This is a genomic window from Nostoc sphaeroides (assembly GCF_003443655.1).
GTDB lineage: Bacteria > Cyanobacteriota > Cyanobacteriia > Cyanobacteriales > Nostocaceae > Nostoc > Nostoc sphaeroides.
On record NZ_CP031941.1, the window covers coordinates 3884259 to 3906268 of the forward strand.

19 protein-coding genes, 1 tRNA gene and 1 pseudogene are annotated in these 22010 nt (G+C 43.0%); 14 read left to right on the forward strand and 7 right to left on the reverse strand.

The genetic code is table 11. The annotated features are described in order from the left end of the window. Positions 1-7: 7 nt before the first annotated feature. Positions 8-964, forward strand: coding sequence for a phytanoyl-CoA dioxygenase family protein (locus D1367_RS17230; RefSeq protein WP_181984867.1), 957 nt, complete (start codon positions 8-10; stop codon positions 962-964). Positions 965-1401: 437 nt separating this feature from the next. Here D1367_RS17230 and D1367_RS17235 read toward each other — a convergent pair whose 3' ends face one another. Continuing rightward, positions 1402-1629 carry a hypothetical protein gene (locus D1367_RS17235; RefSeq protein ID WP_147337380.1) on the reverse strand — a complete coding sequence of 76 codons (228 nt, stop codon included), beginning with the start codon at positions 1627-1629 and terminating at the stop codon, positions 1402-1404. 29 nt (positions 1630-1658) lie between these two features. Between D1367_RS17235 and pds the strand changes: the two genes are divergently transcribed. The 4 genes from pds to D1367_RS17255 all read left to right on the forward strand — a co-directional run bounded on the left by pds (position 1659) and on the right by D1367_RS17255 (position 5743). Continuing rightward, entirely contained in the window at positions 1659-3098 is a 1440-nt protein-coding gene (pds, locus tag D1367_RS17240) for a 15-cis-phytoene desaturase (protein ID WP_118167497.1), read from the forward strand. Further along, positions 3082-4014, forward strand: coding sequence for a 15-cis-phytoene synthase CrtB (gene crtB / locus D1367_RS17245; protein ID WP_118167498.1), 933 nt, complete (start codon positions 3082-3084; stop codon positions 4012-4014). Before pds ends, crtB begins: the two co-directional genes overlap by 17 nt. A 127-nt stretch (positions 4015-4141) precedes the next feature. Continuing rightward, positions 4142-4233, forward strand: a tRNA-Ser gene (locus D1367_RS17250). Positions 4234-4423: 190 nt separating this feature from the next. Then, positions 4424-5743 (forward strand): ABC transporter substrate-binding protein, encoded by a 1320-nt coding sequence (locus tag D1367_RS17255; protein WP_118167499.1) that lies wholly within the window; start codon positions 4424-4426, stop codon positions 5741-5743. Between the two features lie 341 nt (positions 5744-6084). On the opposite strand, the gene D1367_RS17260 is transcribed toward D1367_RS17255, so the two are convergent. After that, positions 6085-6924: a hypothetical protein gene (locus tag D1367_RS17260; protein WP_118167500.1), complete on the reverse strand. Its 840-nt coding sequence runs from the start codon at positions 6922-6924 to the stop codon at positions 6085-6087. A 547-nt stretch (positions 6925-7471) separates the two neighbouring features. Here D1367_RS17260 and D1367_RS17265 point away from each other — a divergent pair. The 3 genes from D1367_RS17265 to D1367_RS17275 all read left to right on the forward strand — a co-directional run bounded on the left by D1367_RS17265 (position 7472) and on the right by D1367_RS17275 (position 10259). After that, entirely contained in the window at positions 7472-7789 is a 318-nt protein-coding gene (locus tag D1367_RS17265; RefSeq protein ID WP_118167501.1) for a hypothetical protein, read from the forward strand. 353 nt (positions 7790-8142) lie between these two features. Continuing rightward, positions 8143-9870 (forward strand): succinate dehydrogenase/fumarate reductase flavoprotein subunit, encoded by a 1728-nt coding sequence (locus tag D1367_RS17270; RefSeq protein ID WP_118167502.1) that lies wholly within the window; start codon positions 8143-8145, stop codon positions 9868-9870. A gap of 179 nt (positions 9871-10049) precedes the next feature. Next, a complete protein-coding gene (locus tag D1367_RS17275; RefSeq protein ID WP_118167503.1) occupies positions 10050-10259 on the forward strand; it encodes a DUF6887 family protein in 210 nt (69 codons plus the stop codon). A 30-nt stretch (positions 10260-10289) separates the two neighbouring features. Here D1367_RS17275 and D1367_RS17280 read toward each other — a convergent pair whose 3' ends face one another. After that, positions 10290-10688: a helix-turn-helix domain-containing protein gene (locus tag D1367_RS17280; RefSeq protein WP_118167504.1), complete on the reverse strand. Its 399-nt coding sequence runs from the start codon at positions 10686-10688 to the stop codon at positions 10290-10292. 114 nt (positions 10689-10802) lie between these two features. Continuing rightward, a pseudogene (locus D1367_RS33355) lies at positions 10803-10862 on the reverse strand (hypothetical protein); the annotation flags it as partial. A 48-nt stretch (positions 10863-10910) separates the two neighbouring features. Here D1367_RS33355 and D1367_RS17290 point away from each other — a divergent pair. From D1367_RS17290 to D1367_RS17305, 4 genes are all read left to right on the forward strand, one after another. After that, positions 10911-11873, forward strand: coding sequence for a protochlorophyllide reductase (locus tag D1367_RS17290; RefSeq protein WP_118167505.1), 963 nt, complete (start codon positions 10911-10913; stop codon positions 11871-11873). A gap of 62 nt (positions 11874-11935) precedes the next feature. Continuing rightward, entirely contained in the window at positions 11936-12580 is a 645-nt protein-coding gene (locus tag D1367_RS17295) for a hypothetical protein (protein WP_118167506.1), read from the forward strand. Positions 12581-12795: 215 nt separating this feature from the next. Continuing rightward, entirely contained in the window at positions 12796-13260 is a 465-nt protein-coding gene (locus D1367_RS17300; RefSeq protein WP_228674828.1) for a DUF29 domain-containing protein, read from the forward strand. Between the two features lie 308 nt (positions 13261-13568). Then, positions 13569-14189, forward strand: a complete 621-nt coding sequence (locus D1367_RS17305; RefSeq protein WP_118167507.1) for a TMEM165/GDT1 family protein — start codon at positions 13569-13571, stop codon at positions 14187-14189. Between the two features lie 141 nt (positions 14190-14330). Here D1367_RS17305 and D1367_RS17310 read toward each other — a convergent pair whose 3' ends face one another. Beyond that, the gene (locus D1367_RS17310) at positions 14331-15224 is read right to left on the reverse strand and encodes a tetratricopeptide repeat protein (protein ID WP_118167508.1); all 894 of its coding nucleotides are present in this window, start codon (positions 15222-15224) and stop codon (positions 14331-14333) included. Between the two features lie 378 nt (positions 15225-15602). On the opposite strand from D1367_RS17310, the gene D1367_RS17315 reads away from it, so the two are divergent. Next, positions 15603-16631: a hypothetical protein gene (locus D1367_RS17315; RefSeq protein WP_118167509.1), complete on the forward strand. Its 1029-nt coding sequence runs from the start codon at positions 15603-15605 to the stop codon at positions 16629-16631. Positions 16632-16724: 93 nt separating this feature from the next. On the opposite strand, the gene D1367_RS17320 is transcribed toward D1367_RS17315, so the two are convergent. Further along, positions 16725-17894 (reverse strand): homocysteine biosynthesis protein, encoded by a 1170-nt coding sequence (locus D1367_RS17320; RefSeq protein ID WP_118171558.1) that lies wholly within the window; start codon positions 17892-17894, stop codon positions 16725-16727. 579 nt (positions 17895-18473) lie between these two features. Here D1367_RS17320 and D1367_RS17325 point away from each other — a divergent pair. Then, positions 18474-19340, forward strand: a complete 867-nt coding sequence (locus D1367_RS17325; protein WP_118167510.1) for a DUF4231 domain-containing protein — start codon at positions 18474-18476, stop codon at positions 19338-19340. A gap of 1291 nt (positions 19341-20631) precedes the next feature. Here D1367_RS17325 and metK read toward each other — a convergent pair. Continuing rightward, entirely contained in the window at positions 20632-21906 is a 1275-nt protein-coding gene (gene metK / locus D1367_RS17330; RefSeq protein ID WP_118167511.1) for a methionine adenosyltransferase, read from the reverse strand. Positions 21907-22010: the final 104 nt, after the last annotated feature.

Sequence of the window (22010 nt, forward strand, 5' to 3'; positions counted from 1 at the left end):
GAGACTTATGTCTATAAGTTTATTCAACAACTATCTAGATAGAATTTTTTCCAAATTTTATAATATTTGTTATGAAAATTATAAAGGATTGACTAAAAATCCCAGATGGCTTGTAATGCGTAAAATTGCCCGATTTAAAACTGGGCGAACTATAATGATATTTTTGTTAAAACCCTCAAAAAAATTATCTTCATCAGTTGTTAATGAAAGCAATAGTTGTTTTACAGATGTGAATGTTGACGACGTTGTTAACACCCTCAAAACTGAAGGATTATATTTGGGAATTAATTTACCCCAAGAGATTGTTAAAGAAATAGTCGAATTTGCTTATTCAACAGTTTGCTATGGGAATCGAAAAACAAATATGGGTTTCTTTTATCATCAAAAAGAAGAAGCTCAACTCAAGTCAGGAAAGCATTTTATCATCGGTAGTTATTTTAATACGTCTTTGCTTTGCCCTGCTATAAAAAAACTTCAAAATGAGCCAAATTTATTGGCAATAGCTGCTAGATATTTAAATGCTCAACCAGTACATCAAGGGAATATGATGTGGTGGAGTTTTTCAGGAGAAACAACGTATCATCAAAAAAACCAAGCTGCTCAATTGTTTCATTACGATATAGACGATTATCGGTTTATAAAATTTTTCTTTTATTTGACTGATGTAGATGATCAAAGCGGGCCTCATATCTGTGTTCGTGGTAGTCACAATAAGAAGAAGCTGTCATATCTTTGGCTACGTAAACGAGAGACAGATGAAGAAATCATCAATTATTATGGTTCTGAATCTTTAGTAAAGATTTGTGGCAAAGCTGGTTTTGGATTTGTGGAAGATCCGCTTTGTTTTCATAAAGGAATTACTCCTACTCATAAAGACCGTTTAATATTACAAATAGAATTTGCCCGAACTGACTATGGAATGCAGCACGACTTCCGAGCATCTTCTCTACTAAAATGTATTTAGGTAACTTATGTGATGAGTTAACGCGCCTACATATTGCACAAACTCCGTGTAAACCGTCCGACCGTCATTAGTTACTTGTACTGGGCCTTGTCGTTGGCGCAGCCTCTCGTAGAGAAGTATTAGTCCAGAAGTGTTTACCATTGGACTTTGGACAAAGGACAAATGACAAATGACAATCTCACCAGTTGATGTGCAATCTTATTTGCGTAACAGCTTCATGAATTTAGTCTTCAGTTTCCACAATTGTCACCATGATGTAACAGCAAAAATACTTAAATAAAATATATTTAGTCTTTATTTTTACACAAATTCAATGTTTGCCGAATAAAAGTATTCTGAAAATCAACTGGTAGCCTTTCACCACTGTCCGAGATATCTTCTCATAGCAGATACACGGATTCCCAAAGAAATCAACTAGTTTAAGGCCACGTTTGAGATTACTTATTTTCACTCAAAAAAATTACTTTTGTTTTCCCTAAATTTTCTGTATATAAATCTAGATGAAATGTTTGCCAAAACCTATTACCAACAATGGTGTTGGCAATTTTGTTGGGTAGGTGCGCGTAGGTAAAATTCCCTTTGACAAAAGTTTTTTGGGAGAGCGATCGCACAATAACTGCCAAATGTAACGGATTGCAACGTATAATGAGAATCGACAAAACCATTAAGAAATATTGAAGGGCATTAGGGTTAAATGCGAGTAGCGATCGCGGGTGCTGGTCTAGCAGGACTTTCCTGCGCGAAATATCTCACGGACGCAGGTCACACTCCCATTGTCTTGGAAAGCCGGGACGTATTGGGTGGTCTTGTTGCGGCGTGGAAAGACTCTGACGGCGACTGGTACGAAACCGGTTTACACGCCTTCTTTGGGGCATATCCGAATATGCTCCAATTGCTCAAGGAGTTGGGCATTGAAGACAGACTCCAGTGGAAAGATCATACGTTGATTTTCAATCAACCAGACAAGCCTGGGACACTCTCACGTTTTGATGTTCCAGATATTCCATCTCCTTTCAACGTGATTGCGTCGATTCTTCGCAACAAAGACATGTTGACTTGGGAGCAGAAGATTCGCTTTGCAGTTGGCCTCCTTCCAGCAGTGGTTCGGGGTCAAAAGTATGTTGAAGAGATGGACAAATATAGCTTCCTAGAGTGGTTGAAAAGGCAAGGTGTTGACGAGCGGGTAACTAGTGACGTTTTTATCGCCGCATGTAAAGCACTCACCTTTATCAATCCTGATGAAGTTTCGGCAACGATTCTGTTAACTGCACTGAATCGCTTTCTGCAAGAACGATATGGCTCCAAAATCGCATTTTTGGATGGTTCTCCCACAGAACGTCTATGCAGCCCGATCGTAGATTACATCACAGAGCGCGGTGGAGAAGTGCGGTTGAATGCCCCCTTGAAAGAGATTTTGCTCAACGCCGATGGCACGGTAAAAGGATACTTGATTCGAGGGTTAAATGGGGCAGAAGACGAAGTGATCACAGCAGATTCCTATGTATCTGCCATGTCGGTTGATCCTTTAAAGGTCATGTTGCCTAAACCTTGGAAACTGATGGAGTTTTTCCAGAAGCTAGACGGTTTGGAAGGAGTACCAGTGATTAACCTGCATCTGTGGTTTGATAGGAAACTTACAGAAATTGATCACTTGCTTTTCTCGCGATCGCCCCTCCTAAGCGTTTATGCTGATATGAGCAATACCTGCCGTGAATACGCCAACCCCAATCGCTCAATGCTGGAATTAGTTCTAGCTCCGGCAAAAGATTGGATTGCCAAATCTGATGAGGAGATTGTGGCTGCAACGCTTGCTGAATTGGAAAAACTTTTCCCCGACCACTTTGGGGGAGACAATCCAGCAACATTGCTGAAATCTCATGTGGTGAAAACGCCGCGTTCAGTTTACAAAGCGACCCCTGGTCGTCAACAGTACCGTCCCGCACAAGTTACGCCCATTGCCAACTTCTATCTCGCCGGAAGTTATACCATGCAACGCTACTTAGGCAGTATGGAAGGTGCCGTACTTTCTGGTAAGCTGACAGCGCAGGCAATTTCTGAGGCTCTCCCGGTAGCAAATTCCTCAAACCTGCAAACGCTCACCCGACCGCCCGCAACGAATGCTGCAACTGCCTGATTCCCCCCCGCGCATGAAAACGCTGGTCTCTGTAGACGAGTCATACAAACTTTGTCGGCATCTCACAGCAAAGTATGCCAAGACCTTTTACCTGGGTACTTTGCTCATGAGTCCGGTAAAACGTCAATCTATTTGGTCAATTTACGCTTGGTGTCGCCGTACAGATGAATTGGTAGATGGGCCCGCATCTGCTATTACCACGCCAGAAACCCTAGACCTATGGGAACAGCAGCTGGAATCGATTTTTGCGGGACACCCATTAGAAAATTACGATGTCGCTTTAGCTGATACCCTCCAGCGTTTTCCGATGGACATCCAGCCCTTTCGGGATATGATTGCCGGTCAGCGCATGGATTTATATCGCAGCCGTTATGAAACCTTTGAGGACTTATACCTCTACTGTTACCGCGTTGCTGGCACTGTTGGCTTAATGTCAACAGCAGTTATGGGTGTAGATAGCACCATATACACCGCTCCGTGGCAGCAGAACAAACAACCTTATGTTCCCACAGAAGAAGCGATCGCTCTAGGAATTGCCAATCAACTCACCAACATCCTGCGCGATGTGGGAGAAGATGCCAAACGGGGACGAATCTACATTCCCCTTGAGGACTTGGCAAAATTCAACTACACCGAGCAAGACTTTTTCAAAGGTGTGGTAGACGATCGTTGGCGGGCATTGATGCGCTTTCAAATCGATCGGGCCCGTCAATTCTATAGCACATCCGACCAGGGAATTACTTATTTAGCATCCGATGCCCGTTGGCCTGTGTGGGCAGCATCAATGCTGTATGGTCAAATTTTGGAGGTGATTGAACGCAACGATTATGATGTGTTCAGTCAACGGGCTTACGTTCCCCAGTGGAAAAAGTTACGCACCTTGCCCCTGGCTTGGATGCGATCGCAAGTCCTTTAAAAAATTAGTCATTTGTCTCTAGTCCTTAGTCCTTAGTGTTTTATAAATAACCAACGGCTAATAACAAATGACAAATGACTATTGACTCTTAAGAGCAAGTCTGATAACATTGATATTCGTGAGTCATGGAGAGGTGGCTGAGTGGTCGAAAGCGGCAGATTGCTAATCTGTTGTACGGCAGGTAACTCCGTACCGAGGGTTCGAATCCCTCCCTCTCCGTTTTCCAGCCTTTGATACACAGAGTATGTTCTGTGTGGAAGAATAATACTAATCTAGTGTAAATATTTCTACTCCTAAAGATGGATGATATGATTTATCTTTTGGAGTCTTGATAAGATCCAGCTAACTTAGAAATCTAGTTTGAATCTTATTTTTAGGCTCCTAAATATCTGAGGAGTCAAAGTTACTTATGAAAAAAATTAGCGCCGCCTTAACCTTCAGTATAGCTACCCTAGCAATTGGGTTCCTAGTTGGGGCTTGTGGTGATAATAGTACCCCCAATGGCACAGCTAACACCGGAAGTACCGCTACCCCAGCAGCAAACTCAACTACTACAAGCAGTGATAAAGGGCTAAAAATTGGTTCCCTGCTACCGACTACAGGCGATTTGGCTTCTGTCGGACAGCAGATGCTAGGTTCTGTTCCTTTACTTGTCGATACCGTCAACGCTTGCGGTGGGGTGAATGGCGAACCAGTTACTTTAGTGCAAGTAGACGACCAAACCGACCCCAGAGCGGGTGCAGCCGGTATGACCAAACTAGCAACTTTAGATAAAGTGGCAGGTGTAGTTGGTTCCTTTGCCAGTAGCGTCTCTAGTGCAGCAGTCTCCATTGCCACGCCGAATAAAGTTATGCTGGTTTCCCCTGGTAGTACCAGCCCTGTCTTTACTGAAAAAGCTCAAAAAGGCGACTATAAAGGCTTTTGGGCGCGTACTGCTCCCCCTGATACCTACCAAGCACTAGCTTTAGCCCAACTTGCCAGAAAAAAAGGTTTCAAGCGAGTTTCTACAGTTGTGATTAATAACGATTATGGTGTTGGCTTTGAAAAAGCATTTGTGCAAACTTTTGAAAAATTGGGTGGAACTATAGTTAATAAAGATAAGCCTGTCCGCTACGATCCGAAAGCCCAGACATTTGATACAGAAGCGGCTGCTGCTTTTGCTGGTAAACCAGATGCGGTCCTAGCTGTACTTTATGCTGAAACTGGTAGTCTGTTTCTGAAAGCCGCCTATCAGCAAGGTGTGACAAAGGGAGTGCAAATTTTACTGACAGATGGAGTAAAATCACCTACTTTTCCCGAACAAGTTGGCAAAGATGGTGATAAATTTATTTTAACCGGAGCGATCGGTACAGTACCCGGTTCCAATGGTAAAGCACTAGAAGCTTTCAACAAACTGTGGAAGGATAAAAAGGGTGGTGCGCCAGGGGAATACGCTCCTCAAGCTTGGGATGCAGCTGCTTTATTGACATTGGCAGCACAAGCTGCTAAAGAAAATACAGGCGTTGGAATAGCCGGCAAAATTCGTGAAGTCGCTGATGGCCCTGGCACAGAAGTTACCGATGTCTGCGAGGGACTGAAGTTACTGAAAGATGGTCAAAAGATTAACTATCAAGGAGCTAGCGGCAACGTAGATGTTGATGCTAACGGCGATGTAGTCGGTGTTTACGATGTTTGGACAGTAGGAGACGATGGGAAAATCAAGGTAATTGACAAAGTTACCCCTAAATAAAAAGTTAGGAGTTAGGAGTTAGGAGTTAGGAGTTAGGAGTTAGGAGTTAGGAGTTAGGAGTTAGGAGTTTGGAGTTAGGAGTTTGGAGTTAGGAGTTAGGAGTTAGGAGTTAGGAGTTAGGAGTTTGGAGTTAGGAGTTTGGAGTTTGGAGTTTGGAGTTAGGAGTTTGGAGTTTGGAGTTAGGAGTGAAATATTACAAGTATTAGAGCAGAAAGCCCGTTAAGAAATTAGCTAAAAAGCACCTCAAGGTAAGTAGACAGCGCAAAGATTTTGCAATCCCACACCTTTAAGGTGTGGGAGTGTCAATAACTTAGAACTTCTAACTCTCTAACTCTTAAGTTTTAAAAGCCAGTGAAGTTGTAACCAACTCCTAACAACAAGCCTATATCAGTTTCATCGAAAAATCCGGCATTCACAGCAGCTGTTGCAGTGAATTGAGGAGTTAGAGGCACATCAATGCCACCAGATACTAAAAAGGCTAATTGCGAATCATCACCAGTTTTGTAAGCTGCACCCACTCCAATGTAAGGTGCGATCGCTAACGGTTCGCTAAAAGCATCTGCTGACTTGAAGGTAAAATCGTAGGTGATCGGAACTAGAACTGTGGTGTTGTCCCCAAATACGGCTGAGGGTCGCACTGATATAGAATTTGTCACTCCGATTTTGCTGACTACTGCGAAGTTACCATCGCCCAAAGATGAGTCTCCACCACTCAAACCAATATTAGCAGCTACGCCAATATAGCTGCTGCCGCCACGGGTAGTTCTACCTAAATCAATATCCGATTGCGCTACTTTGGGAGCAGATGGTTGAGAAGTCGTTTGAGAAGTCGGTTGTACAAACTCAGAGGTAAGCGTTGCAGATGAGGTTGCCACTGTGCCTGGAATGGGTGTAGGCGTTACACTGGCGTTTTCCTGTATCGCATTTGGGGGCTGCTGTACCTTAGCTAAATTTGTTGCTGTAAATGTTTCAGTTGTTTCTGTAGAGAGATTTTGACTTACAGTGTCTAGTTCTGTACTAAACTCGTTGGGAGACGCTACGGTTGTGGAAGGGTCGGTTAATGCTTGACTGCTCACCTTGTCAACTGTCTGGGCACTTGCAGATAAGCCGCTACTCAGGACTGTAAGAGCAGCTATACTTGGCAACCAAAAAACACCTTTACGAAAAAAAATAGTAGTCACGTTCACTCCTAAAACAATATTGCCACGAAAAATAAAGGGTTTTGTTGACTTTAATCAACAAATTCGGGCAATACTCAAAATTTAACATCAAAAAATCGGTTTTTTCCATTCTGACTTTACTGGATTTATTTAGTTAATATTTACTATCAAAAAAATTAAATACCATTTCCTAAATATCTGGAATTTGGCAGATGACAAAAATTATTTTTGCTTTAGTAAAGAGTCTATTTGTTAAGGAGGTCATTAGGATTGCGAAAACTTTTAACAAAAAACTTAGCCTATATCAACACCTAGTTCTCTTAGTTTTTCTGCTAACTCCGTAGTACAAGAGAAGAGGAGATATTCCAAGTAGCGACTACCAAAGAAAGGCTTCCCTTAACTTATGGTTGGTGTATTTCCGCCATGCTCTACTAGAAATTGCGCTTTGTAACAAAAAAAGTTGATTATGAAGTTATATTACGAAGCTTGCAAAAATATTTAGAAATTCTCTAGAAGGCAAACATAGTTCTAACGTAGAACCTATTAGGAGAGACTTGAGGCAAATGTGATGAGCGGAAATAATATTCAAAAGTATCGGTTTGTCTGTACCCTGACTTTCGGTGATATCTACGGTCAAATAATTGTTTGGTTGATTACAATTACCCTAAGTTTGGCATCAGCCTTAGCGCTTATGGGTGCCAAGCGGCCCGTGTACGCTTTAGCAACAGCGGGTCTGGTCGTTCTGCTATCGCTACCTTTCTTGTTGTTTGCGTTTGTCACTACCTTGTTAAATCATATTGAACTCACTCCTGTAGGGCCTGGAACCAAAATGGAACCCATGCCAGGTAATGTGTCTCAACAACAACCTGTAGAAGCGGCTAGCTGAAGAGTTAGGAGTAGAGACGTGATTAATCGCGTCTGTACAAAAGTTAGGAGTAGAGACGCCATTAATCGCGTCTGTACAGGAGAGACTTCATTTTTAGCTCTTAGGGACTTCCAAATAAAAAAATATACAACTATTTATTGTGGGGTGGACGTCTCGCCCGCCCATAGTCAAAGGCACTTATGTTACCCACCCCACAAGATTGGATAATTTATTTCTTGGAAGTCCCTTAATTTCAAAATTTGTAATAGCATCCCTGTCTATAGGCAGGGATTTTTTTGTAGAGATGCAACCCACTACCTGATTAATCACCTCTCTACAATAGAACAGCAGGGGTTTGCAATCAGGGGCTAATTATGCTGGAACACGATGTGATTATTGTCGGGGGTGGATTGGCGGGATGTCGGGCTGCTGTAGAAATTGCCCGTATTGACCCTAGTTTAAATATTGCTGTGGTTGCCAAAACCCACCCAATTCGATCGCACTCAGTGGCGGCTCAAGGTGGTATGGCTGCATCGCTGAGAAATGTTGATTCCGAAGATAGTTGGCAAGCACATGCTTTTGATACTGTCAAGGGTTCTGATTATTTGGCAGACCAAGATGCTGTGGCAATTCTCGCCCAAGAAGCGCCAGATGTAGTAATTGACTTGGAACATCTAGGGGTTTTGTTCTCTCGCTTACCCGATGGGCGCATTGCTCAACGGGCTTTTGGCGGACATTCCCACAATCGCACTTGCTACGCTGCTGATAAAACCGGTCACGCGATTTTGCACGAATTGGTTAATAACTTGCGGCGTTATGGGGTGCAAGTTTATGAAGAATGGTATGTGATGCGTCTCATTTTAGAAGAAAATGAGGCGAAGGGTGTGGTAATGTTCCATCTTTTGGATGGACGTATAGAGGTGGTGCGAGCCAAGGCAGTGATGTTTGCCACAGGGGGCTATGGTCGCGTTTATAACACCACCTCTAATGATTACGCTTCTTCTGGGGATGGTTTGGCAATGACTGCGATCGCAGGTTTGCCCCTGGAAGATATGGAATTTGTCCAATTTCATCCCACTGGCTTATATCCAGTAGGCGTGTTGATTTCAGAAGCAGTACGGGGTGAAGGGGCGTATCTGATAAATAGTGAAGGCGATCGCTTTATGGCGAACTACGCACCCAGTCGCATGGAACTGGCTCCTCGTGATATTACCTCACGAGCGATCGCTTACGAAATTCGCGCCGGTCGTGGTGTTCATCTTGATGGTAGTGCTGGTGGCCCCTTTGTCTATCTGGATCTCCGCCATCTGGGTAAAGAAAAAATTATGAGTCGCGTCCCCTTCTGTTGGGAAGAAGCACACCGATTGGTAGGTGTTGACGCGGTAACTCAACCTATGCCAGTCCGCCCGACAATTCACTATTGTATGGGTGGTATCCCAGTTAATACTGATGGGCAAGTCCGTAGTAGTGGTGATGGTTTAGTTGAAGCTTTCTTTGCTGCTGGCGAAACATCTTGTGTTTCCGTACATGGTGCTAATCGTTTGGGGAGTAATTCTCTGCTGGAATGTGTCGTTTATGGCAAGAGAACTGGGGCTGCGATCGCGCAATTTGTCCAAAAACGTAAGCTGCCCTCTGTAGATGAGCAACGATATGTAACGGAAGCCCAGCAACAAATCCAAGCTTTGCTAGAACAACCAGGACAATATCGCATTAATGAAGTCCGTCAAGCCTTCCAGGATTGTATGACTGAGTACTGCGGTGTTTTCCGCACTGAGGCATTAATGAGTGAAGGGTTACACAAATTAGCAGAAATCCAACAAAAATATCCACAAATTTATTTAGATGACAAAGGTAGTTGCTGGAATACAGAACTTGTGGAAGCCTTAGAATTGCGAAGTTTGATGGTAGTGGGACAGACTATTTTGGCATCAGCTTTAAATCGCCAAGAGAGTCGTGGCGCTCATTTCCGCGAAGATTATTCTGAGCGAGATGATACCAACTTTCTCAAACACACAATGGCTTACTATTCACCAGCAGGAATTGAGATTCAATATCGAGCGGTGGCGATTACCATGTTTGAACCAAAAGAGCGGAAGTATTAGCCAAAGATAAATTTATGTGAGAAATCGAGGGGACTACAAAAATTTTGTCCACCTCGATTAAGAATTTTAAATGATTAAGTTATCAATCAGAACCTAATTGTTTCTGAATCACAGCTATTATCTTTTCTTCCCAAGCCGGATCATTTAATTGATCAATATGGGAATTGGAAATTTGTTCTATGATGCAAAACCTCAACCAGATGACCAATACTGAAATAAAACGATATATTTCAGAACATAGAAATGAGGAAGAAGCGTTTCGGGCTGCATTACAAGTTTTGATGAGTCGTTCTGACTTCTCTACACAACACCCTTATCCTTTCGATCTTGACAATCCTGAGAGCAAGGTAGAAGCTCTCCTCTTAGAAAAACTCAATCGAACTGAGTGAGAAGCGATCGCCTATATTTTAAATTGAGGCTTAGATAAATAAACTAGGTGAAACCTTGAAGTAATCACCAAGTATTTTGGCTTGTGCCTTGCTAATCGAACGCTTACCATTAACAACTTCAGACACCACACCGCTCGATCCAATAACGCCTACTAAGTCAGCTTGACGGGTTCCACTTGCTTCCATAATGTGTTGAAGTATCTCATGAGGCACAGATAAATCCATCGGGTAGTTCTGTGTTTCATATACCTCAATCAGCTTCACCAGCAATTTATGTAGAACTCGCTGCTCTGGAGTGCGATTTCTCGCAAAGGTTAGACGCTCTACCACTGTCAAAACACGTTCATATTCGTCTTCCGTCTCAATTACCTTGGGAGCAACTTCAGCTACCAGATTGCGATAAGCAATTTCGTCAAAAGTAAAAGTCATTTTTCCATTTTCCTTTATCGTATTCAGTATGTGTTGTAAATATTTATTGATTTCATACCCATATATACCCAAGAGCGGAAAGTATTTGTAGTAAACTACCTGGTCTTCATAATCAATACCGACAATTAGGCGATAATCATTACCCTTGACATTGAAAAAGCTGGTGACAATGATGGCTCACTGGTGTGAGATCCTAGAGACAGTCATTGGAAGCTGAACAGAATGGAACAACATCACAAGCCAACGGTTATAATCACAGGTGCATCTTCAGGGGTCGGTTTGTACGCTGCCAAGGCTCTTGCTGAAAGGGGATGGTATGTAGTGATGGCCTGTCGGGATATAGCGAAGGCTCAACTTGCAGCCCAATCTGTGGGAATCCCCCACCAGGGTAGCTACACCATCATGCATATCGACCTTGGTTCAATGGAAAGTGTTCGACAATTTGTGAAGAACTTCCGAGCAAGCGGTAACTCCCTAGACGCTTTGGTGTGCAACGCTGCAATTTATATGCCCTTAATAAAAGAGCCACTGCGAAGCCCAGAAGGATTTGAGTTAAGTGTTGCTACAAATCACCTCGGACACTTCCTTTTGTGCAACCTGATGCTAGAGGATTTGAAGAAGTCATCTTCAGAACCAAGGCTGGTAATTTTGGGAACTGTTACCCACAATCCAGACGAACTGGGTGGGAAGATTCCGCCGCGTCCAGACTTGGGCGATTTGCAAGGCTTTGCAGAAGGATTTAAAGAGCCAATCTCGATGATTGACGGCAAGAAGTTTGAACCCGTCAAAGCTTACAAAGACAGCAAGGTTTGCAACGTGCTGACTATGCGGGAACTGCATCGGCGCTATCACGAGTCAACCGGTATCGCCTTCAGCTCTCTCTATCCGGGATGTGTTGCAGAAACGCCGCTATTTAGAAACCACTATCCCCTATTTCAGAAAATCTTCCCTTTATTCCAGAAGTACATCACTGGGGGATATGTGTCTCAAGAGTTGGCGGGAGAACGGGTTGCTGCGGTAGTTGCCGATCCTGAGTACAATCAATCTGGTGCTTATTGGAGTTGGGGAAATCGCCAGAAGAAAGACGGCAAGTCCTTTGTTCAAAAAGTCTCTCCTCAAGCCCGCGATGATGAAAAAGGCGATCGCATGTGGGAACTAAGCGCCAAATTGGTTGGACTGGCATAATGGTAAAAAGTGCAATAATTTCATTTTTACTTAATAAATGATTTAGAAAAGTGAGGTGAGTGATGGCAAAGGAAAAACGCTCTGGTGGAAAAGGTTTTGGCAAACCACCTAAGCCATCTGGTATTGATGATTCGTTTGAATTTGAAGAACTTGTTAACGGCAAACAAATCTTGGTAGCCAACGTAATTACAGATGCAACCAAAGGGATTGGAGATATGTTTAGACTCCTAACCTACAATGATTTGAATGACGATTTCTCAAATTTTAGAGTCGCTATTGGCACTGCATTTGAATCATCTTTAGTGAACTTAGCAAGAAGAAGAAGGCTTGAAGAAGGTAAAGGTTTGTTAACTTTAACCCCAAAAAGCTATCGGCAAAAATGGAAACTTGCTGATAAAAGTGACGGTGATATGGTTTTCAATTGGTGGACTCTCTCTGAGTTAAAAGTTGCTCAAGAGCGTAGCTATATTTTTGGAGGGACTCGAATTCTTGCTAGATTAGTGGAACCCTTAATTGTGCATAGCAAAGATAGGTTTCCAGTAATTTGTCATGCTGTTCCTTTCACGAAAGCAGAGGAAGAGACAAACTATGCTCATCTATTGTTCACCGTTCCACTCGATGCTAATGAGTCAACAGAACATCGCAAAATTTACATACTAGAACGCGAGACTACACCTCTGACAAAATTAATACCTCCCAATTCTTAGAATCCGTAAGGTGCGTTACACTCTGTTAACGCACCGATGTTAATCATAAAGATATCCGAGAAATTAGGGACTTCCAAATAAAAAAATATCCAATTATTTATTGTATTTATTGTGGGGTGGGCGTCTCGCCCGCCCGTAATCAAGGGCGGGCGAGACGCCCACCCCACAAGATTGTATAGTTTATTTCTTGGAAATCCCTTATCTAACCATTTCCGATGGAAACTGCCATGTCTTCCCTAAAGGCGCATTCCCAAACGCTATATGACACGGATTATTTGCAATGGATAGAAACGACTGTGGCAAAATTGCACAGTCATGACTACGCAAACGTGGACTGGGAAAATCTCATCGAAGAAATTGCCGACATGGGAAGGAGTGAGCGTCGGAGCCTCAAGAGTAATCTGATTGTAATTCTGGTGCATTTGCTCAAATGGCAATTTCAGCCTGAAAAGAGAAGCGGTAGCTGGGAAGGAAGCATCATTGAACATCGTAGACGTGTCAAAGAAGCTCTAGATGATTCGCCTAGTCTTAAATCCTATATTGAGAGCGTTTTTGCGGAGTGTTATGCACAAGCGGTTAAGCAAGCAAAAGCTGAAACTGGTTTGTTAGTGGAATCCTTTCCTCTGGTGTGTCCATATCAGCTACCAGAAGTTACAAATGATGATTTCTTACCTCAGTAAGCACTGAATCGGGCTTATGTGCGCTTCATTCTCTGTACAGTTATCCTCTCCATTCCCTACTCTTGACTTGTACCTGTAACAAATGTATAATCTACTTTCATAGAAGGGGAGTAGCTGCTGGCATAAAAACATAAAAGCCAGTACATCTGAATCAACATACTGGCGATGAGCCTGGTTCAGATGGCAAGTAATCAATATTTGAAAGCGAGACCTTCACTAAGTTCACACCGAAAAGTGTAAACTTGGTGAGGTCTTTTGGTTCTCATCAAGCTTCACATCGGTAAACGATTTTTCAGGAGCTTGAGAGAGTGTTAACAGCTTTTACCGCAGGTTTATTATTAATTACAGTTTCAGAGCTAGGCGATAAAACATTTTTTATTGCTGTGATTTTGGCGATGCACCACTCGCGGCGGCTGGTATTTATAGGTGTGACAGCCGCTTTAGCCGCGATGACAATCCTTTCGGTGCTATTTGGACAAGCGGTATCTTTGTTACCAAAAAGTTATATTCATTACGCCGAAATAGCTTTGTTTATTGCCTTTGGTCTGAAGCTGTTATATGACGCTAGTAAAATGTCTCCTGCTGCTTGTGATACAGAAGTTGTAGAAGAAGCCGAAGCTGCGGTGAAAAAAGCAGATTTGGACTTACCAAAGCAAAAGACTTCCTTGGCAATTGTCATAGAAGCCTTTGTGTTGACATTTATGGCAGAGTGGGGCGATCGCACCCAAATTGCCACTATTGCCCTAGCCGCAGGTAATAATCCCATTGGAGTGACAATAGGGGCAATTTTAGGACATGCCATTTGTGCTGCGATCGCAGTTATCGGCGGCAAAATGATTGCCGGACGAATTTCTGAGCGTCAACTCACCCTGATTGGCGGATGCCTGTTTTTAGTGTTTGGTGTCGTTGCTGCCATTGAGGGAGCATGAGGGGATGAAGTAGGGAGCAGGGGAGGCAGGGGAAGAATTCTAACTCCTAACTCCTAACTCCTAACTCCTAATTCCTAACTCCTAACTCCTAACTCCTAACTCCTAACTCCTAACTCCTAACTCCTAACTCCCCAATGCCCATTACTTCGGAGTACTTTTCAATGGAGGCGCGGGAGATGCAGCAGGATTAGGGATGGGGGAAGCCGTTGCTGCATTCTTAATTTCATCTTTGTACTGAGCGGGTGCTAAAGCTGCGGCGCTATCAAATAAAAGTTTTGCATCTGCGTCTTTGCCCTGTTGTTTCAAGAGCATTGCTTTAGCAACAACGGGGCGAAAATCCTTGGGATCTTTCTTAATTGCTTGGTCATATACAGAGCTAGCTTGATCGTACTGTTTCTGGGAAGCGTGAACAGAACCTAACAGCACCTGCACGGCTACTGTATCTACACTTCCAGGCTGAATTTTATTTGCTTGGGCTGCGTTAGAGAGGGTTTCTTGCAGCATACCAATGGCTGCTTCTGGGCGTTGCTGACTGATTAACAAAGCTACCATTCCTTGTAAAGCCTTCAAATCGCCTGGTTTAGTATCCAAAATCGAGCGATAAGCTTGAGCGGCTCCTTCGCGATCGCCAATTTGTTGTTTGGCTTGAGCCAGTAGCACTGAATATTCTGATTGTTCGGGATTCAGCTTGGCTAGCTTTTCTAAAGGTTCAATGACAACTTGGATATCAGCTGGTTTAACCTCACTTTTTTCTTTTTGGCTCAGTAATTGTAGCCGCGCCTGTAATAAGCCCTTGAGCGCAGTCTGATTTTCTGGTTCCCTTTGCAAAACCAGTTCATAACCCCGTACTTCGTCTTCCAGTTTTGATTTTTGGTCAGCAGAGGTCAAAGTGCCTCTGCTGCTAGCGGTATTCTGGCTTGAGGGTGGCGTATTATTAAATGCTCCAATTATGGGAATCACCGAAACACCCACAAAAGCAAGAATTGCCACCGCCAAGACTACTTGAACTATCCAACGATTGCGCGGTTGAGACACAGTTTTGTCTTTCTCCTAAATTTTAATGACATTATCATTTACACAAATCGTAAAGTTAAAAATTTCCAAAACTTTGCGGAATACCGTCAATTGCCTGTGAATTTTATAACAATTAACTATTTACACTGCTAAAGTAAGTGATGACTTTAGGAGGAGCCGTCAGAATTGTAGCTATGATATGCTTCCGAAACTAGTGTAAAGGCGCTAAATTACACATTTAGTGTTTATACACTCAATTTAGCGCCTTTAGTATTGTATAGAGTACCCTAGTGGGACTTTGTGAAAAGCAAATATACTTTCATCAGTCGCACAAATGCTCTTTCCAGCTGCCTTTGTAAAATCCCACAATGGGATGTGTCTCCGCCGCAAGGAGTTTTTATGAATTCCGACCTGATGCCGTTGCCTGAATCTTCCAATTCTTCTGCCTCTAACCAGGGCCCAACTAACGTAGAGGCAGCCGCTAATGTTCACATAGCAGCCAAGTCCTCTAAAGCTGAAAATCCGCCTGTTAACCCCTTTGAGACTGACTCAAATGGGAACTTAGTTAATCGACAGCAACCGATTCCGCCTCCCAGTGAGCCGATGCAATATCGAGCGATCGGGTTAGTTAGGGGTCGCTATCATGCTAGCAGCGAACAATTTACTCAAGGTACGCTGCTGACCACAGATGGTGTAGAACTCAATGCCGTCCTCCTAGGCCGGATTATGAGCTTAGTCAAGAATCATCTAGACTTAGAAAAAGAACACTTGTGGGTAGTATATCCACGTACAAGACAAGAGAATGATACCCTGCATATCCAAATCGTCGGAGTTTGGGAGCCAGAAAATCTGGCAAAAAACTCAACAGATGAAGACGATTCAGACTTAGAGTCGCAGGAGTTACAGACACCCGATGATGGCTTATCCGAAAATTCTGAACTAAGTACAATTCCCACAATTCCCTCATCAGAAGTTGCAGATGGTGGTTTTTCTGTTCGTGGTGAGGTAGTATACCAATCTTTTGACGCTAAGAGCTTGGTAGTCAAAATTAGGCAGGCTGCACGCAAACCAACTGAGAAACCCAAGTATTTCAAGTTGAAATTGAGGGGTGTGCTGACCACCAAAGCAGTAGGAAAGTTCTGGGACTTTCAAGCCAAGCGAGAAGCTGACGTTTTGATAGTAGAAAAAGCTGAGGCGATCGCTGACTTGCCCAAAAAACGCAAACCACCATTCAAAGGTGGCCCTCGTGCTGGCGGTGGCGGTGGTGCTGGTGGTAGAAAACCATTCCCCCCCAAACGCAGTAGTGGCGAAACCCCACGTCCTATCAAGAAAACAGGCGCAGGCAGTGACACCTCTGTGGTGTCAAAACCTATACCCAAAACACCCGCTCCTAAACCCATCAAGCGACCGAAACCGACTCAAGAATAGGGTATGGGGAGATGAGGGAGCAGGGGGAGCAGGGGGAGCAGGGGCAGATAGGGAAGTAAATTCTCCCTCATCCCCCTCATCCCCCTCATCCCCTTAAAAATCCGTCCGCCGGTCTTGGGGTAGAAAAGATCGCTCCATCGGAATTGGGGAAACTGGTTCTGTCAGGGTAAACGTACCTGATTCGATCCACTTTTTCAACTCTAGGGCGACTTGCCTAGAAAAAAACAAACTCGCTAAGGGGGCAGAGCGTACAGCTTTGCCCTCAATGGTGATCCGCCCAGATTTGAGTTGGGCGTAACTCACTAAACCAAAGGTGGGACGGACGCGCCGGGGAATGGAAAAATCCACTATTGGGGCTACTAAGTCTTGATCTTGGACGGCACAGTGTTCAATTACTTGTTCATTTAATACAGGGAGTGGTACACCAACACCTAACATCAATGAGGGGCCATAACTTTTGAAGTAACATCCCCGCACCCAGTGAGCATCCATTTGCTTGGCATCACCAATTAAAGCTAAAGTCGCGGAAGGCCCAATCGGTGTACGATTAGCTAAACGTTTTTGTAAAGGAAAATGCTGAGTGCCTTCCCAAGCGACATAGCCAATACCACCGCCTAAAAAAATTCGAGTCCCTATCCCAACGAGTTGCAAATCTGGGTCGTTGAGTAAGGGCGAAATAGCACCGGGGTTAGAGTAAACGGCATTTCCCAGACGCGGTTGTAAAGGGCCGAGATAGGTGAAGAGGGGGCGATCGCCACCATTTACACCCACAATAAAATTTTGATAAAGATTGCGCGGATTAAATAAGTAAAACTGATTAATAGTTTCACTGGTAATTGTAGTTTCAAAAGTTGCTCTGGGGTAACAATCTGTTACTTGTCCTTGCGCTTTTACGTGTATAGATTTACCCGCGATCAAATCTTCGATTACATGACCCCCGCCACGTTCTCGGACTTCTTCCCCGTCCGTCATCTCCACAGCAGAACTCGCACCCAAATATAAATCTACTGCCCCAAAACCAGAGTATGCTGGTACACCATCTAACCAGCACCGGCGAATTTTTATCGGCGGGTCAGTGTGTCCGAGATTGATAATTGCACCACTTGATTCCATCGGCTCAAATGTGCCAGTGGTAATTACATCAACTTCTTTAGCAGCTTTAGTAACACCAATTTCTACAACTCGTGCTTTTAATTCTTCAGTTGTCAACACTACCGCACGTTGGCGGCTGATTTTTTCGTTAATTTCTGCAATTGTTCGCATTTTATCAGTGCTAGCGCTTCCTGCTGTCTTCCTCTCTGAAGGATATCTTGATAAATCAGAGAATCTTGCATAATTTCCTGTCGAAATAGTTGTCAGCCTCGATACGACAGCTTAACTCCCCCGATAGGCTTAAAATTCCCCAAAAAACAATTCGACTATTGCAAAGTCCAAATCATATATTTTTTGAGGAAAGCACGTAAATCGTATCATAAGTATCTTAAAAACTACGTAAAATTACTGGCAAAAAAGCCTTGCATTATCAATCAAATATATATATGGTTAGGATTGACTAGTACAGCTTGGCAAAAATGATTTCACGTCAACCGAAAGAAACGTTTTTAGCTTTTGTAAGCATTCTAAGCCAACTAGTCAATCGCAAAGTGAGAGCTAAAAGCAGATGTTAGAAGGTTTTGGAAAGCGAGAAAGTTCATGGGAGCGGTAATAAAAAGCATGTCTCAGCAAAAGTTGAAGCTACTCTCTGGCGAACTTATCCTAACTTATACCCCCTGAAAGCAATTCTACTTGTTGCGATTTATTATATTCCTACACTTCACCCGATAACCAATTGAGTAAGGTACAATGACTACTTCTGAATTAGCTAATCTTGAACAAAGAAACCAAAGTAAGATTTCCAATAGGATCGAAAATATATCCTCTCTGTCAGATGAGAAAAAGTTGTTTAATTTGAAGGTAATTGAGTATTTATTACTTGCAGCTTTTGTATCTTCTGGACTATTTATTCTTTTTCTTTCAGATGATAAAGCAGTTGTAATCTCTGGAGCAGTATCTCTAACTTTTGTGTTTTTTTTATTGCTGATCAATAGACAAATATTTCAGAACTATAAGAAGGCCTCTGATCAGTCAGAACTTACCAAAAAAGCTGAACTCTATAGTTATCTATTAACTAACCCTAATTCTTGGGATAAAGAAACACTGACTCTAACAAGAGGAAAGGCTTTACAATACAGCCAAGACTTGATTGACGATTATAAAAAAATTAGGGGTGTATCAAGGAACCTTTACTATAGTTTGCAAATTGCGACAGTGATTTTATCAGGAGTCACACCAATTTTAGTTCTGGTAGACAAATTAGAAGCAGGACAAGCTTGGCTCAAGTGGCTCCCTGTACTCTGCCCAGCTATTGCTTCTATAGTTGCCAGTATAGTTACCTCTTTTCCTTTTCAGAAGAATTCCCTTGCTGCTAACACAGCCGTTGAATTGTTAGAAGCTGAACAAGAGAAATTTATATTGGGGGTCACTCCACCTTATCGTTGTTATGATGTGTCTGACGAAACCCAACAGCAACAAAAGGCAAGTCAAGCATTAGAATACTTTATTGTTCAAGTGAATAATATTCATCTCAACCAATTGCAACAAACGAGTGAGACGCAATCCGAGAAGACAGAATCAGCTTCATCTAATGAGTCAAACAAACCAGCAGCATAAGTAAGGAAATAGAAGAATAGCTGATTAGCTAATTGTGGTAACAAATCAGTCAAGTATTGTTTGTGGTGATTCTTTAAAGTCTGGCGATCGCATTGGACTAGGTTTGGCTACTTGAGACAAACGTTCGGAAAATTGACTGGTTTTCTCTGAAAGCTGTGATATACATTAGCTAGTGATGTATGTCTGCAAGGCTTCTGTCTTTTGAGCGATCGCTGACTCGTGAGCTTGCAGGCGTTGCAGATGTTTTTCGCTCACCTCAGTTTTAACTTTGCCAGATTGCCAACATCAAAACCCTCGCTAGAAAAATGCCTACAACTGGTGTTACAGGTGCAAACTAATTTGCGCTCGTGCATTAATCGCTGTACAAGACAGTAAAGGGGTCAAATGAGCAATCGTACAGATAGTTACGCTAACGCCTTCCTCGATAAACTATATTTGGCGTTGCTGAATTAAGGGATGATTCTGGTGGGGTGGGCATCCTGCCCGCCCGCAAATACAAGGGACGGGCAAGATGCCCATCTCAGAAAAATAGTAAAATCATCCCGCAAATATGCAACCCCCTATATTTTAGTTATCTCTAAGAAAGCTTCAGTATAAGTACTTTTTTTAATAAGTGGTAGGGGTTTAAGTCCCCTGCTTCTATCAAGCAGCGCGAATTGAATGCCTAAATCTAAATCCCCGTCACAAAATGTAATTGCGAATTGCGTTAGCGACGAAGGAGCGTCTTTGCGAATTGCGAATTGTTTTAATATTTTACATTTAATAATTAAGTAAAATTACTCCCGGTTCGCCTATTTTTTCAGGAGTTATTTTTGGAGTGAGTACCCATAGCTTTTAAGCTAATGCACGTCTAAAATATATAAACACTATTAATGGTCTTTGACTGTTGACTGTTGACGGGTTTTCAGTCAAAACAATTCAAAATTCAAAATTATTAATTCAAAATTGCAATCAGTGGGGGCTTGAAACCCACCACTGATTGTAGACCACTGATTTTAAAAATCAGTGGGGGCTTGTACCCAGAATTAATTAATTCAAAATTATTCTTATTCTTCCTAACAGAATTTTGAATTTTGAATTTTGAATTCAAAAAACGGTCATCAGTCATCAGTCATCAGTCATCAGTCATCAGTCATCAGTCATCAGTCATCAGTCATCAGGTAAATGTACAATATTATTTGCGTAACAGCTTAATATTCTTGTGCCTACCAAAAAATGAGGGCATAGGCAACTTAATAACTTGCCAATACCCTCAAATAAATATGCTAAGTTTTTGCAGTAGCGTATAACTCTAAGTTAGTGCCTGAGCAACTACTGCCGAAAGTGACTCGTTTGCTGCTTGCTTCAACAATTCGGCTTTATCGGTCTGTTCCCAAGGTAAGTCTAAATCAGCCCGCCCAAAATGACCGTAAGCCGCGACGTCCTGATAAAAACGTCCGCCTCGTTCACTTGGTAAGTTACGTAAGTTGAAGGTATGAATAATCCCCGCTGGACGGAGTTCAAAGTGCTTGTTGATTAATTCCAGTAAGGTTTCTTCATCCACTTTGCCAGTGCCAAAGGTATCCACTAGGATACTTGTTGGTCGTGCTACACCAATCGCATAGGATAGCTGAATTTCAACTTTTTCTGCCAAACCGGCGGCGACAATATTTTTCGCCACATAACGAGCGGCATAAGCCGCAGAGCGGTCTACCTTCGTGGGGTCTTTGCCAGAAAAAGCGCCGCCACCATGCCGTGAATAACCACCGTAGGTGTCAACAATTATTTTCCGTCCTGTCAGACCAGAGTCTCCTTGAGGGCCACCAACGACAAATTTGCCAGTGGGGTTGACTAAAAAACGTGTTTCCTCATTAGGTTTAACGTCAATGTCGCCAAAAACAGGTTCGACCACTGCTAACCAGAGGTCTTGTTTAATTTTGGCTTGTACAGCCGCCTCATCCGTGATTTCCCCAATACTGGCTGTATGCTGGGTAGAAATCAAGATAGTATCAATACCTACTGGGCGTCCATCTTCGTAGATCACAGTTACTTGGGTTTTACCGTCAGGACGCAGGTATGGCAGCTCACCTGTTTTGCGGACTGCTGCCAATCGGCGAGCAATGCGGTGGGCGAGACTGATGGGTAAGGGCATCAGTTCTGGTGTTTCGTTGCTGGCAAAACCGAACATTATACCTTGATCGCCCGCGCCAATTTTGTCAAATTGTTCATCACTATCTTGTTCGCGGGTTTCTTGGGCGGTGTTAACGCCTTGGGCGATATCGGGTGATTGTTCGTCTAAAGCTAGCAGAACACTGGTGCTGTTAGCAGAAAAGCCATTATCGGCATTGGTATAGCCAATTTCGGCAATTTTTTTGCGGGCAAGATTAACGAAATTCACATTGGCTTTGGTGGTTATTTCGCCAGTGATTAGTACCAAACCAGTATTAACTACTACTTCAGCAGCGACACGACTGCTGGGGTCTTGTGTCAGTAGGGCATCTAGAATGGTATCAGAAATCTGATCGCAGATTTTATCTGGATGACCTTCGGTGACTGACTCGGAGGTAAATAAATATCGACGAGACAAAGGAAATTCCTCCTGACTTGAGTTTTTTCGCTGACTAAATGTGAGTATTTAGTTCAACTACCTAAATTTAACGTGAGTTCGACCAACCTTTCCCTGACCTGAAC

What these genes read in the sequence shown, in the direction of transcription:
- pds (WP_118167497.1), top strand. Translation starts at nt 1,659, where the DNA reads ATGCGAGTAGCGATCGCGGGTGCTGGTCTAGCAGGACTTTCCTGCGCG.
- D1367_RS17315 (WP_118167509.1), top strand. Translation starts at nt 15,603, where the DNA reads ATGAATTCCGACCTGATGCCGTTGCCTGAATCTTCCAATTCTTCTGCC.
- D1367_RS17235 (WP_147337380.1), bottom strand. Translation starts at nt 1,629, where the DNA reads ATGGTTTTGTCGATTCTCATTATACGTTGCAATCCGTTACATTTGGCA.
- D1367_RS17325 (WP_118167510.1), top strand. Translation starts at nt 18,474, where the DNA reads ATGACTACTTCTGAATTAGCTAATCTTGAACAAAGAAACCAAAGTAAG.
- D1367_RS17295 (WP_118167506.1), top strand. Translation starts at nt 11,936, where the DNA reads ATGGCAAAGGAAAAACGCTCTGGTGGAAAAGGTTTTGGCAAACCACCT.
- D1367_RS17300 (WP_228674828.1), top strand. Translation starts at nt 12,796, where the DNA reads ATGGAAACTGCCATGTCTTCCCTAAAGGCGCATTCCCAAACGCTATAT.
- crtB (WP_118167498.1), top strand. Translation starts at nt 3,082, where the DNA reads ATGCTGCAACTGCCTGATTCCCCCCCGCGCATGAAAACGCTGGTCTCT.
- D1367_RS17230 (WP_181984867.1), top strand. Translation starts at nt 8, where the DNA reads ATGTCTATAAGTTTATTCAACAACTATCTAGATAGAATTTTTTCCAAA.
- D1367_RS17280 (WP_118167504.1), bottom strand. Translation starts at nt 10,688, where the DNA reads ATGACTTTTACTTTTGACGAAATTGCTTATCGCAATCTGGTAGCTGAA.
- D1367_RS17255 (WP_118167499.1), top strand. Translation starts at nt 4,424, where the DNA reads ATGAAAAAAATTAGCGCCGCCTTAACCTTCAGTATAGCTACCCTAGCA.
- D1367_RS17265 (WP_118167501.1), top strand. Translation starts at nt 7,472, where the DNA reads ATGAGCGGAAATAATATTCAAAAGTATCGGTTTGTCTGTACCCTGACT.
- D1367_RS17290 (WP_118167505.1), top strand. Translation starts at nt 10,911, where the DNA reads ATGGAACAACATCACAAGCCAACGGTTATAATCACAGGTGCATCTTCA.
- D1367_RS17275 (WP_118167503.1), top strand. Translation starts at nt 10,050, where the DNA reads ATGATGCAAAACCTCAACCAGATGACCAATACTGAAATAAAACGATAT.
- D1367_RS17320 (WP_118171558.1), bottom strand. Translation starts at nt 17,894, where the DNA reads ATGCGAACAATTGCAGAAATTAACGAAAAAATCAGCCGCCAACGTGCG.
- D1367_RS17270 (WP_118167502.1), top strand. Translation starts at nt 8,143, where the DNA reads ATGCTGGAACACGATGTGATTATTGTCGGGGGTGGATTGGCGGGATGT.